Annotated in this window: 14 protein-coding genes; 2 read left to right on the top strand and 12 right to left on the bottom strand. The window is 45.0% G+C overall.

Annotated features, from left to right (window positions below):
* Window positions 1-122: 122 nt before the first annotated feature.
* Together ABUA34_RS08160 and ABUA34_RS08155 are read left to right on the top strand one after the other, a co-directional pair.
* Entirely contained in the window at window positions 123-1427 is a 1305-nt protein-coding gene (locus ABUA34_RS08160; RefSeq protein ID WP_117548551.1) for an HlyC/CorC family transporter, read from the top strand.
* A 484-nt stretch (window positions 1428-1911) separates the two neighbouring features.
* Window positions 1912-2613: a DUF1836 domain-containing protein gene (locus ABUA34_RS08155; RefSeq protein WP_055143830.1), complete on the top strand. Its 702-nt coding sequence runs from the start codon at window positions 1912-1914 to the stop codon at window positions 2611-2613.
* Between the two features lie 112 nt (window positions 2614-2725).
* On the opposite strand, the gene ABUA34_RS08150 is transcribed toward ABUA34_RS08155, so the two are convergent.
* From ABUA34_RS08150 to ABUA34_RS08095, 12 genes are all read right to left on the bottom strand, one after another.
* On the bottom strand, window positions 2726-3055 hold the full coding sequence (locus ABUA34_RS08150; protein WP_015533300.1) for a YerC/YecD family TrpR-related protein: 330 nt from the start codon (window positions 3053-3055) through the stop codon (window positions 2726-2728).
* A gap of 67 nt (window positions 3056-3122) precedes the next feature.
* The gene (locus ABUA34_RS08145) at window positions 3123-4622 is read right to left on the bottom strand and encodes an alpha-amylase (protein WP_349823135.1); all 1500 of its coding nucleotides are present in this window, start codon (window positions 4620-4622) and stop codon (window positions 3123-3125) included.
* Between the two features lie 216 nt (window positions 4623-4838).
* The gene (locus ABUA34_RS08140; protein WP_349823134.1) at window positions 4839-6056 is read right to left on the bottom strand and encodes an LL-diaminopimelate aminotransferase; all 1218 of its coding nucleotides are present in this window, start codon (window positions 6054-6056) and stop codon (window positions 4839-4841) included.
* Window positions 6057-6066: 10 nt separating this feature from the next.
* Window positions 6067-6867, bottom strand: a complete 801-nt coding sequence (gene dapF, locus ABUA34_RS08135; RefSeq protein ID WP_055143828.1) for a diaminopimelate epimerase — start codon at window positions 6865-6867, stop codon at window positions 6067-6069.
* A gap of 25 nt (window positions 6868-6892) precedes the next feature.
* Window positions 6893-7444: an ANTAR domain-containing response regulator gene (locus ABUA34_RS08130; RefSeq protein ID WP_070098466.1), complete on the bottom strand. Its 552-nt coding sequence runs from the start codon at window positions 7442-7444 to the stop codon at window positions 6893-6895.
* 112 nt (window positions 7445-7556) lie between these two features.
* Entirely contained in the window at window positions 7557-8888 is a 1332-nt protein-coding gene (gene glnA / locus ABUA34_RS08125; protein WP_349823133.1) for a type I glutamate--ammonia ligase, read from the bottom strand.
* A gap of 147 nt (window positions 8889-9035) precedes the next feature.
* Entirely contained in the window at window positions 9036-9806 is a 771-nt protein-coding gene (locus ABUA34_RS08120; protein ID WP_015533304.1) for a DUF2705 family protein, read from the bottom strand.
* Entirely contained in the window at window positions 9799-10716 is a 918-nt protein-coding gene (locus ABUA34_RS08115; RefSeq protein ID WP_117875410.1) for an ABC transporter ATP-binding protein, read from the bottom strand. Before ABUA34_RS08115 ends, ABUA34_RS08120 begins: the two co-directional genes overlap by 8 nt.
* Window positions 10717-10845: 129 nt before the next feature.
* Entirely contained in the window at window positions 10846-11109 is a 264-nt protein-coding gene (gene rpsR / locus ABUA34_RS08110) for a 30S ribosomal protein S18 (protein WP_015533306.1), read from the bottom strand.
* 17 nt (window positions 11110-11126) lie between these two features.
* Window positions 11127-11579: a single-stranded DNA-binding protein gene (locus tag ABUA34_RS08105; RefSeq protein WP_022216615.1), complete on the bottom strand. Its 453-nt coding sequence runs from the start codon at window positions 11577-11579 to the stop codon at window positions 11127-11129.
* Between the two features lie 16 nt (window positions 11580-11595).
* Complete coding sequence (rpsF, locus tag ABUA34_RS08100) at window positions 11596-11886, bottom strand: 30S ribosomal protein S6 (protein ID WP_015533308.1); 291 nt, start codon at window positions 11884-11886, stop codon at window positions 11596-11598.
* Between the two features lie 123 nt (window positions 11887-12009).
* Window positions 12010-12780: a TIGR03915 family putative DNA repair protein gene (locus ABUA34_RS08095; protein WP_330375961.1), complete on the bottom strand. Its 771-nt coding sequence runs from the start codon at window positions 12778-12780 to the stop codon at window positions 12010-12012.
* Window positions 12781-12836 lie beyond the last annotated feature (56 nt).

Here is a 12836-nt window from a genome sequence, read left to right as displayed (position 1 = left end):
TGTGTGTCTTTTTCTGCTTTTTATTCCACATTTCATTCTTCGCTGATTCTTTGCCACATCAAGGTACGGATTCTTGACAATATGCTATATATTAAGTACAATCAGAATTAAAAATTTTTTAAATGATTGGAGATGAAATCTTGGACGCAGGTTCCATAATAAACATTATCATTCTGGTGGTGCTGATCGCACTGTCCGCATTCTTTTCTTCAGCTGAAACAGCACTCACAACGGTGAGTAAATTCTCGCTCAGGTCTCTTGCAGACAACGGCAACAAGCGGGCCTCACGGGTTCTCAAGGTCACAGAGAATTCAAGCAAGCTGATAAGCACTATTCTTATAGGAAATAACATTGTCAACATATCAGCATCTTCTCTCACGACCACATTCGTAACAAAGGCATTTGGAAGCTCTGCTGTCGGTATTGCAACCGGAGCCCTGACACTGATCGTTCTCCTCTTCGGAGAAATCACACCAAAGACCCTGGCTCAGCGTTATAACCTGAAGATATCGCTGTTATACATTGACATAATCCAGTTCCTTATGATAGTGCTCACGCCTGTGATATTCATAGTGAACAAGATCGCTGATTTTATATTCTGGATCATAAGGCTCGACAAGGACGGCGGCAACCAGAAGATGACCGAGGATGAACTCATAAGCATGGTGAATGTCAGTGAGGAGGAAGGCGTCATCGAGGACAAAGAAAAGGAAATGATAACCAATGTGGTGGACTTCGGAGATTCCATTGCAAGGGATGTCATGATCCCAAGAGCAGATATGACCATCGCCTCTGTTGATATGGCTTATGATGATCTGCTGAAGCTCTACATGGAAGTACCGTATACGAGAATTCCTGTATATGAGGACTCCAGAGATAACGTGATCGGTATCCTTCATGTTAAGGATCTCTTCTTCTACAAGGCAACCCATGATATCAATAATTTCAGCGTTCGTAACATCATGAGAAAGCCACTGTATGTATATGAATATCAGAAGACCAATGATCTTCTGCACTCCATGAAGTCGGATTCCAATACCATGGCCATCGTGCTCGATGAGTACGGAATCTGCATAGGACTTATTACCATCGAGGATCTCATTGAGGAAATCATCGGAGACATCAAGGATGAGTACGACACGGAGGAACACAACAACATCATCAAGGTTGACGACACCCACTACAACGTCGATGGCTCCATCAAGCTGGATGATCTGAATGATGCACTGAATCTAAAGATAGAATCAGAGGACTACGACTCCCTCGGCGGTTACATAACCGAGCTGCTGGATCACATTCCAGCCAAGGGCGAGTCCGTCACCGACATCTCATGCATCTACAAGGTACTTGAGATGGACAAAAAGCGAGTCGCCAGAGTGCTTATCACGCTGGCTCCGCAGGAGCCAGGCGACGCCGACGGCGAGTAAGCCAGCGCCGGGTGGCGGGGTTATGCGCAAACAGACATTTTCGTTGAAAAAGATACAATTTTGTGATATTTCTCGAAGGAATTTACGAAAAGCACACAGGCTTGCGAAAGCTTGTGTGCTTTTCTCTTTTTTCGGCTCAAAAAGATACAATCGTCAAGCTTGCAGCCAGCTAGCATCCTGAGCATTCTCTTTCCCCTTGATTTTTTAACAAATTAATACGTTTTATAGTAAAACAACCTTGTAATGTAGTTTTGAATACTATATAATATGTCGTGTTGATTCAAAATCAACTGTTTATATGCGGTATTACACACTGCATAAACAACACATACTGCACAAAACAGCACATGCTACGTAAACAATGCATACTGCATACACAGCACGTACAACTGTTGGAATATGTCAATTTGTGAACGGTATTTATGAACAGCATTTTCGCACAGCAGTTCCTGTGCGTGCTCCAACTAATATAAGAGGTGTCTACATGGATAAAAAGACAAATATTAAAGACATAATATCAATGGCCGGTGGCCTTGATTATATAAACCCTAAAGATATTCCTTCCATTGACCTGTACATGGATCAGTTGACCACCTTCATGGAGGATCAGCTTGGAAAGAACAGGCGCAATGACGAGGACAAGGTGATGACCAAGACCATGATCAACAACTACACGAAGAACAATCTTCTGCCATCGCCTAACAAGAAGAGATATTCTAAGCAGCACCTTATACTGCTCATTTATATATACTACCTGAAGAACATGCTCAGCATCAACGATATACAGACTCTGCTTGAGCCTCTTATAGATGGTTATTTTGATTCCAACAAGGACGGAAAGGATATTTCTGATATATACGCCCACTTGTATGAGCATCTATCCCAGCATTACGGTGACATCATCAAGGATATCGTGAGAACAGCCAACAAGGCTGATGCCATGTACGATCCTGAGAAGGACTCCTATCTCCACGATCTCAGCATGATCTCACTTCTCTCAGTTGATATATATGCCAAGAAGAAATATGTAGAGCATCTGGTAGACAAGCTCAGACAGGAATCTGAGGAAGATGCCAAGGCGAAGGCTAAAGCCCAGGCACAGAAAGCCAGAGAGCAGGCAGCAGCCAAAGCCGCAAAGGCTAAGCAGCCACAGGCAAACGCCGCAGCCGAGGGCAAGAAAAAATAGTCAGCTTACGCACAACCAACAAGTATTGCGACCAGATTCCACAGGACTCCAGCCTGTAACACAAATAAAACCCCTGAACGATAAAATGTAATCGTTCAGGGGTTTTGTCTGACTACTTGTCGGTTTTCTCGTTGCTCTGCTTGTCATTCTGCTGGAAGCTCTTCATTCTTGAAAATACAAGCTCATATCCGTCCTTGCCATAATTCAGGGATCTGTTGACCCTGCTTATCGTGGCTGTGGATGCTCCGGTCTTCTCCGCAACCTCCAGATATGTGTTGTCTTCCTTCAGCATCTTGGCCACTGCAAAACGCTGTGCTATAGATAACAGTTCATTCACCGTGCATACATCCTCAAAGAAATTAAAGCACTCCTCTTCTGTCTCCAATGTAAGTATTGCCTCAAACAGATCCTGTACTGCCTCTGTATGTACTGTTTTTCCCATGTCTAAGCTCCTTTTTGACTTTCACGACTTTAGCGTGATAAAGTAATATATACTATATACCACTTTCTTATAATTTGCAATCTTTTTTGATCCAGACTGAAAGGCCTCTTCTGTTGACATAGAACTTGCCACAGCCCTCGTCATCTATCTTGATGTCATACTTGGCATTACCCATGACATCTGCAAAATGTGCTCCCGCAAACTGTCTGCCCACATACATTCTCTTGGTGCCGCCCATTCCATCGGACATGACAACCGCAAGTCCTGAATCCTTGTGCTCCTCGTCGCCCTCTCTGGTCCATCCAACAACCTCGCTGTGATCAAAGTAGTCGTGCTGAGTTCCGTATGCATATTTCTTTCTGAGCTTGAGCAGCTTATTCAGTATCGTCTTCTTCGACTTTACCTTAACCTGTGGTATTCCCGCGTAGTCGCCGATATACAGGCACGGATAGCCCTGCTCTCTGAGCAGTATGACCGCATACGCCAGAGGCTTGAACCAATCCTCAACGTACGATTCCAGAACTCCTCCGACCTGGGATTCGTGGTTATCTACAAATGTAACAGCCTTCTCCGGATTGCTCATCATAAGTGAACCCTTAAGTAGATCTGCCATGTTATACTCTCCATCTGCCACAGATGCATCGTGGAAATTGAAGTGCAATGGCACATCGAACATGGATGCCTCATTGTCTGTGGCCTTGATATAGCCATTCAGATATTCTGTATTCCAGTGCCAGAAATCACCGACAGCAAATATGTCCTTATGTACATATTCCGGAGCCTCATCTACGCCCTTCTTCTTAGCGGCTACAGGGACATCAGATGTCGCTTCAATAAAATCCTTCACAAACCATGCAGGGATAGCCTCTGCCTCCTGGAATCTGAATCCGTCCACATCAGTGGTCTTCTCGTACCACTGAGCCCACGCCATGAGCTCGTCGTACACTTCCTGATTGTAGAAATCAATCTCGCTTCCAATTATATAATCATACTTGGAATATTCCTTGTCCGCCTCGTCATAATCCTTGCCCTCAAGAGCGCACACACGCTTCTTGAATTCTTCCTGCTTCCAGTCTATTCCCGCAAAATGCTTCCAGTTCCACTTGAACTTGGAATACTTTGACTTTCTTCCAGGGAATGTAAACTTTGAAAGTGCTCCCACAGTCTTCTTATTGCCGATCATCTGTGGAATATCTTTGGTGTTGAAATCGGCTGCTGTAACCTTCTCTATCCTGTCAGCGCCGAGCTTCTGTCTGACCGCAATGTCCGCATAGACATTTATCCCCTGATCCTTCATAGCCTTTATAGCAGCTATATACTCATCCTTAGTTCCATATCTGGTTCCAACTGAACCCTTCTGGTCAAACTCTCCCAGATCATACAGATCGTACGGAGCATACCCCATATCTTCTTTGCCCTGTGCTCCCTTTGTAGCAGGCGGAAACCATACAGCCGTAGCCCCCATCTTCTTCAGAACCGCAGCGTCCTCTGCTGCCTTTTTCCATAAATCCTGGCTGTCGGTCGTATTCGCTGTAAAATACTGTACCAAAAGTCCGTTATCCTTCATCTCAATACCTCCGTTATTGGCTTTTAATCACCCTTATAAGTCATTATATCAAATCTGAATATATGAGTAAAGACCGACAAATAACAAAAAACATGCCCGCAGACTCCCCTTACCGGAGTGCCTGCAGGCATGCCAAAGACACTATGTACTGTAACGTATATATCTCGGATCACACACGCTGATCCATGCATGTATACACCACAGCTTATAGCTGTATTACATATTCTTGATTCTCTCTATAGCTTCAACTGTATTCTCATAAGTTCCGAATGCAGTAAGTCTGAAATATCCCTCACCGCTTGGTCCGAAGCCTGAACCTGGGGTTCCGACTACATTTGCATTCTCAAGCAGATAATCGAAGAAATCCCATGATGACATGTTGTTCGGTGTCTTAAGCCAGATGTATGGCGCATTTACACCGCCTGATACAGTGTAGCCTGCATCCTTGAGTCCCTGTGAGATAACCTTTGCGTTGTTCATGTAGTATGCGATCTGAGCCTTTGTCTGAGCCTTGCCCTCGTCTGAGTACACTGCGTCTCCTGCTGCCTGAACAATGTATGGAGCGCCATTGAACTTTGTTCCATGTCTTCTTGCCCACAGGCTGTGCATTGACACGCCATCTGCGTCCTTCAGATCCTTTGGAACTACAGCATAGCCAAGACGTGTTCCTGTGAATCCTGCGTTCTTAGAAAAGCTCTTGAGCTCGATAGCACATGTCTTTGCGCCCTCGCACTCATATATTGTATGAGGAACATCCTCCTCGCTGATATATGCCTCGTATGCAGCATCGTAGATGATGACTGCTCCGACCTTATTTGCGTAATCTACCCACTCCTGAAGCTGATCCTTCTTGATCGTTGCTCCTGTAGGGTTGTTTGGGAAACACAGATATATGATGTCAGGTGTCTCCTTTGGAAGCTCTGGCGCAAAGTTATTGTCCGCAAGACATGGCATGTAAATTACATCGCTCCACAACTCTGTGTTCTTGTCGTATGTTCCTGTTCTTCCTGCCATTACATTTGAATCAACATATACAGGGTATACAGGATCACATACTGCAATCTTGCTGTCTGCTGTAAATATCTCCTGAATATTTGCTGAGTCACTCTTTGCCCCGTCGCTGACAAATATCTCATCAGCAGATATGTCCACGCCTCTGTCAGCATAGTCGTTCTTTGCTATGGTGTTTCTGAGGAACTCATAGCCGAGATCAGGAGCATATCCCTTGAATGTCTCCGCAACTGCCATCTCATCTACAGCCTTGTGAAGGCGCTCTATGATAGCCGGTGCAAGTGGCTGAGTCACATCACCGATACTGAGTCTTATAACCTTCTTGTCAGGGTGTGCCGCGCCGTACTCTCTCTGCTTTCTTCCAACTGTTGAGAAGAGATAACTTCCCGGAAGCTTTAAATAATTTTCATTTGCCTTAAACATATCTTTCCTCCTAATATATATCAGTCCAGCCTTCAAATACTTCCCTTGCCGGTCCTGTCATGTACATAGTTTCATTCTGCCTGTCGTAATCAATATCCAAAGTTCCTCCGAGCAATGAGACCTTTACCGAATCTCTCGTCCTGCCGGCAGCTATCCCCGCCGCCACAGCCGCACACGCGCCTGTACCGCACGCAAATGTCTCGCCGGAGCCGCGCTCCCACACTCGCATCCTCATATGATCTTCGTCAACGATCTGGACAAATTCTACATTTGTCCTGTTCGGGAACATGGGATGCACTTCCATCTCAGGCCCCAGAGTCTCCATCTGGCAGACATATATATCATCCACCCACACAACCGCATGGGGATTGCCCATGGATACCCGGACAAAATCCACGGTTTCATCAGGCAGAACAGCCATCTCGACAGCCGCACCTATATCCGGTCTGCCCATATCCACACATACCGCAACCACTCTTCCATCCTGCAGAATACATCTGAGCCGTTTTATACCCGCCTGTGTCTCCACAGTAAATTCCGTCTTCTCCGTCATTCCATGGTCGTATACATACTTGCCAAGGCATCTTATGCCATTTCCACACATCTCTGCCCTGCTGCCATCCGCATTGTATATATCCATATTAAAATCAGCCCTGGCCGAAGGTCCTATAAGTATCAGTCCGTCGCCCCCAATGCCCCTGTGCCTGTCACTGACAAGCCTGGCTAAGATCTCCGGATCATATACCTTTTCTCTGAAGCAGTTCACGTACACGTAGTCATTTCCAAGTCCTTCCATCTTCGTGAATCGCAATAGAAAGCCTCCCTCTTGATCTGTTTTAAAAACAATCTGAATTATCCAGTATCATATATGCCATCTCGACTATATTTATACCGTTATCCATGCTCTTCTTTTGCAGATATCTGTGAGCGCCCTGTTCATCATACTCAAAGTCGTGCATAAGCTTGAGTTTTGCCGCCTTGATGACCTTCTTCTCTTCCTCGGTCCTCTCCTTTGGCCTGGACTTTCTCTTTTTTCTCTCCCACAGAAGATTCTCTATGGTGAGACTTACGGTATTCACAAAGTCCATGGACTTTATCGGCATAGACAGACATACCACGCCGCTATCCCGGACTTCCTCATAATTCTTCTTGCTGCTGAGCACGATCATGTCAAAATATTTCGGAATATAATTCTCAAGATCTGAATACATCATATCCAGGAATTTATATCCACATATTATGACTCCATCGTCACACGCATCCGCAGCCTGCGCCGCCTGGGCTCCGGTTGTACACACCTTTGTAACACTTATACCATTGCGAATGAGCAGGTTTTTTATACTCTTTGCTTCCTCTATTTTCGGAAAAACTATTATAACATTTACCAAATCAAAGCCCTCTCAATCGTGTATGTATAGCTATTATCAAATATATAGGTAAGCAGACCTTTCGCTCCGCTTACCTATACTACTCATCATTTTATATTGTTCGTGTATAAGATCAGATTTTGTACAGATAGTTTGAGATCTCCCAGTCTGTAACCTGTCTTGTGTACTCATTCCACTCATCCATCTTGGCACTTGTATACCTCTCGAAGATGTGTGAACCAACTGCCTCCTTCATGAAGTCGCTCTCGCTCATGGCAAGAGTTGCCTCTCTGAGGTTTGCAGGAAGGCTGTGGATATGACGTGTCTTCTTCTCCTCTGCAGTGAGGTTGAATATATTTGTATCTACACTTGGTGGAACTGGAAGCTGACGCTTGATTCCGTCAAGTCCTGCTCTAAGGCATACTGCCATGGCAAGGTATGGGTTAGCTGTTGGATCCGGACATCTGAGCTCAACTCTTGTTCCTGCACCACGTGCACTTGGAATTCTGATAAGTGGACTTCTGTTCTTTGCTGACCATGCGATGTAAATAGGAGCCTCATAGCCTGGAACAAGTCTCTTGTATGAATTTACAAGTGGGTTGGTGATGGCTGTCATCTCCTTCATATGCTCCATGATTCCGGCGATGAACCAGTAAGCCTCCTGGCTAAGTCCGAGCTTATCGTTCTCATCTGCAAATATGTTCTTGCCATCCTTCTGGAGCGACATGTTCATATGCATACCTGAACCGCATACGCCATACTTTGGCTTTGGCATGAATGTTGCGCAGAGACCATGTCTCTTGGCAATAGTCTTTACAACCAGTTTGAATGTCTCGATGTTGTCGGCGGTTCTCAAAGCCTCACCGTACTTGAAATCTATCTCATGCTGTGCAGGAGCTACCTCATGGTGTGATGCCTCGATCTCAAATCCCATCTGCTCAAGAGTAAGAACCATATCTCTTCTCGCATTCTCACCGAAATCCAGTGGTCCGAGATCAAAATAGCTTGCTCTCTCGTATGTGTTAGTTGTAGGCATTCCGTTCTCATCTGTCTGGAAGAGGAAGAACTCACACTCAGGACCTACATTCATAGTGTAACCCATCTCTTTTGCCTCAGCCAGAGCTCTCTTAAGTACATATCTTGGATCGCCCTCAAATGGTGTTCCATCAGGCTTATATACATCACATATAAGTCTTGCAACCTTTCCCTGCTGTGGTCTCCAAGGGAATGTCTCATATGTATCATAATCAGGATACAGATACATATCTGACTCCTCAATTCTCGCAAAGCCCTCTATAGAAGAACCGTCGAACATGATCTTGTTGTCAAGTGCCTTCTCTATCTGGCTTGAGGTTATCGCTACGTTCTTAAGGTCACCAAAAATATCTGTGAACTGAAGTCTTATAAACTCAACATCATCTTCTTTGACCTTTTTCAGTATGTCTTCCTTTGTGTATTTTCCCATCGTTATACTCCTTTTCTACACATTGTTTGATCCTCTGCATGTAAATCCCTATGAGTTTTTCTCATAGCTAGAGTTATAATAAACTTTGACAGAACTTTTGTCAACACAGATGAACGGTTGAGCAAATGTATATTCTGTCATAATTCTCTATCGAAGATCTCTCTTCCTGAATGTCAACCACGTTGCCACTATCATCACCGCGCCATACGCAGCGGCCACTGCCAGGGATATTCCCGCGTGACTCCAGTCTATATCGACCTGGCTCATCTCCCTCACAGAGCTGAACGGCATATAGCCCAGTATTTTCTCCAGAACATCCGACTGGAACAGCACAGGCATGATCTGCACGCCGAGATCCACCAGGAAAAACAGCAGCAGATTCACGGATACGGACGCTGCCTTGGACGTCAGCGCAAATGCAAGGAATACGCATGTCATATATAACATCGTAAGCACAAAGCCCTCGCACGCTATCGATCTCAGCATATATCCCGCCACATTCAGGGTAAATGCCTTTCCAAAGCCTCCACAAATGCATCCTCCTATGGTATATACAAGTATGTCCTCAAGAGAGAGTATCCATATCGCCACTATATATACTATGATCTTCGAAAACATTATATGTGCCCTGCTGTGTCCCTGGGCTATCGCACACTGGATATCCCTGGACTTGTAATCGCTGGTGATGAGCGACGCCGCAATAAATCCAAACAGCATGCCGGACACCGAGCTTCCAGAAAACGAGCCCAGCAGATACTGGAACTGAAAATCCCCCGTGAGTTCTATTCCGAGAATATCTCCAACCAATCCCACCGAGATCAGATATATTATATCCTGGACAAAGAAAACTATCAGGCACACCCTGAAGCCCAGGCTCTTATACAGCTTATAAAATTCAGCCGACAACAGTTCACGCATAATGAGCACCCCCTATCCTGTGAATAAAGTAGTTCTCAAGGCTCTCCTCCTCGAGATGGTACTCACTGACAAACACCCTCTCATTGTAGAGAACCCATGCCAGCTCGTCTGAGTTTACCGGCTGGTCCACGATTATCTCATCGCCATTCACATACACATTCACTATATTGTATCTCATAGCAAGTATATCAAGAACCTTCTTCACATCATTGGTGCGCAATCTCAGTCTCCTGTGGCACTTCGCGTCAAGCTGCGCTGCAGAGAGGCAGTCTATGATCTGTCCTCTGTCTATCATTATGTAGTCCGTTGCCAGCTCGTGAAGCTCTGTGAGTATATGGCTGGATATAAGTATCGTCACACCAAATCTCTGATTTATCTGCTTGAGAAGATTTCTTATCTCAACTATTCCAACCGGATCAAGTCCGTTTATCGGCTCATCCAATAGCAGGAGATCCGGACCTGACAGCATGGCACAGCCAATCGCCAGCCTCTGCTTCATTCCCATCGAATAATTCCTAAACTTCTTCTTGCCAACGCCCTGCAATCCAACATTTGCTATGGTCTGCTCGATGAGCTTGTCGTTCTTTATCCCCCTCAGCTTCATATTAAGCTTTATGTTGTCTCCAGCATTATAATTGTCGTGCAGTCCGGCATGTTCGCACACCGTTCCTATCCTCTTTCTGGCATTCACCAGCCCCTTGCTGTCACTGGCGCCAAATAATTCTATCTCTCCCTCGTCAGGAAACAACAGACCATTGATATGATTGATCAGGGTAGTCTTTCCTGCCCCGTTCTGTCCTATAAAGCCATATATCTTCCCCCTTTCAAGAGATATATTGACATTGGACAAAACAGTATTCTTTCCAAATGTCTTCGTGAGTCCGCTTACTCTCACAACATTCTCTGCCATTTATCCCCCACCTTTCTGTCCTCATAAAATACGCCTACAGGAAATAATATTCTATGAATTTACACAAAAACCCGTCATCCAGCACATAGCTGAACAACGGGTCCTTTATATACTTATCAATGATAAGAATTAATCCTGAACGTATGGTAATATTGCGATCTGTCTAGCTCTCTTAACAGCAATTGTGATTGCTCTCTGATGCTTAGCACATGTTCCTGTGATTCTTCTTGGAAGGATCTTACCTCTCTCTGAGATATACTTTCTGAGTGCGTTTGAATCCTTGTAATCGATCACAGCCTCTTTATTAGCACAATACTCGCAGACTTTCTTTCTTCTACGGATATTTCTTCTCTTCATTGGAGCGTCAGCTCTATCAGTCTTATTGTAAGCCATTGTATTTACCTCCTATTTTACTTGAATGGTAAATCGTCCTCAATACCTTCCGGTATACTCATGAAGCCCTCAGCTCCTGCATTGCCAGGTGCCGGTCTTCCTGCTGGCTGATATCCACCGCCTGATGCCTGTCCGCTTGCAGCCTTGCTCTCAGCAAACTCCTGCTCCTCAACAACAACATCAGTTGTGTACACCTTGTTACCATCCTTATTCGTATAGCTTCCAGTCTGGATTCTACCTGTTATAGCAATCTTCGTTCCCTGCTTCAGGTACTTCTCTGCAAACTCAGCACTCCTGCCAAATGCAACGCAGCCGATGAAGTCTGCACTCTGGTCGCCATTTCTATTGAATCTTCTGTCTACAGCCAATGTGTATCTTGCAATAGCCATCTGGCCATCACCTGTGTTTGACTGTGAATATCTAACTTCCGGGTCTCTTGTGAGACGACCCATCAATATTACCTTGTTCATTATAGAATACCTCCTATTACTCGGCGTCTAATCTAACGCAAAGATATCTAAGAACTGATTCCATAATACGAATGTTAGCCTCAAGCTGAGCTGGAACTCCAGCCTCTGCATCAAACTGAATGAAGTAGTAGTATGCTTCGCCCATCTTCTGAATCTCGTAAGCAAGCTTCTTGAGTCCACACTCGTTAACTTCTGTAATTGTTGCGTTAGCCTTCTCAATATAAGACTTAACCTTATCAACTACAGCTGTTCTGGCTTCCTCATCAATCTTTGCACTAACAACTAAAGTTAATTCATATTTGTTCATTACATTGCACCTCCTTATGGTCTCTGGCCCACAGTCATCTGTGAGCAAGGAAAATATGATTAATACATCACAAGTTCAGATACTATCATATTTTTCCAGCCAATTCAAGCATTTTTTCTATGATCATCCCAAAAATTCTGTAGCATGCTTTCTCGACCACAAAGGGAACATGCTTCTCTGGCATCTGTAGTTCTCTCTCTGCTCCACGCTCACCGCGCTGAAGAATGTTCTCCACATATCTGTGTAATCATCCTCCATATATTCTGCACTGCCCAGCGTCTCCATCTCCTGATCTGTAAGCCGCCTCACATACATATCCGAATCCACCGGATGCACCACGGCGTAACGTCTGCCATCATCCACTATCAGCCAGTATTCTGACGGCATCCTGTCCGCAAAATGACTGGCGACAAGAAGCGCAACATCGTCCTTTGGTTCTATATGACATACATACACCCGCCCCTGGACAACAGTGAATCTGGCTATCTCCCTGAATAGATGTGCCTCGTTGCTCACACTCCGCCCAAGCTCCATGATACGCATCACCTCCGGACTTATGAGCATATGTTCCACCTTTCGGCCCTCGGCAAATGCCAGTATCAGATATCTGTACACAGTGTCCAGTGCATCCTCCTGATGCGACAATAGTGCATTGAATACGTTGCGGTACACCAGCCAGGATACCTTCTTCACAGACCGGGTAAACTTCTGCACCTTGTCCGCATCCGGCTCGACATGTATATAGTCAGCGAACATATCCAGTTGTTCCACAGGCTCCTTCATAAGCATCACATGGTCGTGTCCGACCTGCAGTGCCATACTCCACGCCTCATATATGCATGTAGCCATATCGTCATATCTGTCTCTGCATGTGAAAACCTTCATATTGTCCATAACTTCCACCTTCACGCCTTCATTCCTATATCAAATAAAGTCATCTGTCTATACTG

Origin of the sequence: Coprococcus sp. RTP21428st1_C9_RTP21428_210409, from assembly GCF_040227395.1 — a bacterium.
In the GTDB taxonomy this organism is placed as follows: Bacteria; Bacillota; Clostridia; order Lachnospirales; family Lachnospiraceae; genus Coprococcus; species Coprococcus aceti.
The sequence above is the reverse complement of the archived record's forward strand: the minus strand, read 5'-3'. Positions and strand labels throughout refer to the sequence as shown.

Coding starts and splice junctions, on each gene's coding strand:
- ABUA34_RS08160 (WP_117548551.1), top strand. CDS start 123: ATGATTGGAGATGAAATCTTGGACGCAGGTTCCATAATAAACATTATC.
- ABUA34_RS08150 (WP_015533300.1), bottom strand. CDS start 3,055: ATGGGAAAAACAGTACATACAGAGGCAGTACAGGATCTGTTTGAGGCA.
- ABUA34_RS08145 (WP_349823135.1), bottom strand. CDS start 4,622: ATGAAGGATAACGGACTTTTGGTACAGTATTTTACAGCGAATACGACC.
- ABUA34_RS08095 (WP_330375961.1), bottom strand. CDS start 12,780: ATGGACAATATGAAGGTTTTCACATGCAGAGACAGATATGACGATATG.
- ABUA34_RS08120 (WP_015533304.1), bottom strand. CDS start 9,806: ATGCGTGAACTGTTGTCGGCTGAATTTTATAAGCTGTATAAGAGCCTG.
- ABUA34_RS08105 (WP_022216615.1), bottom strand. CDS start 11,579: ATGAACAAGGTAATATTGATGGGTCGTCTCACAAGAGACCCGGAAGTT.
- ABUA34_RS08140 (WP_349823134.1), bottom strand. CDS start 6,056: ATGTTTAAGGCAAATGAAAATTATTTAAAGCTTCCGGGAAGTTATCTC.
- ABUA34_RS08155 (WP_055143830.1), top strand. CDS start 1,912: ATGGATAAAAAGACAAATATTAAAGACATAATATCAATGGCCGGTGGC.
- glnA (WP_349823133.1), bottom strand. CDS start 8,888: ATGGGAAAATACACAAAGGAAGACATACTGAAAAAGGTCAAAGAAGAT.
- rpsF (WP_015533308.1), bottom strand. CDS start 11,886: ATGAACAAATATGAATTAACTTTAGTTGTTAGTGCAAAGATTGATGAG.
- rpsR (WP_015533306.1), bottom strand. CDS start 11,109: ATGGCTTACAATAAGACTGATAGAGCTGACGCTCCAATGAAGAGAAGA.
- ABUA34_RS08115 (WP_117875410.1), bottom strand. CDS start 10,716: ATGGCAGAGAATGTTGTGAGAGTAAGCGGACTCACGAAGACATTTGGA.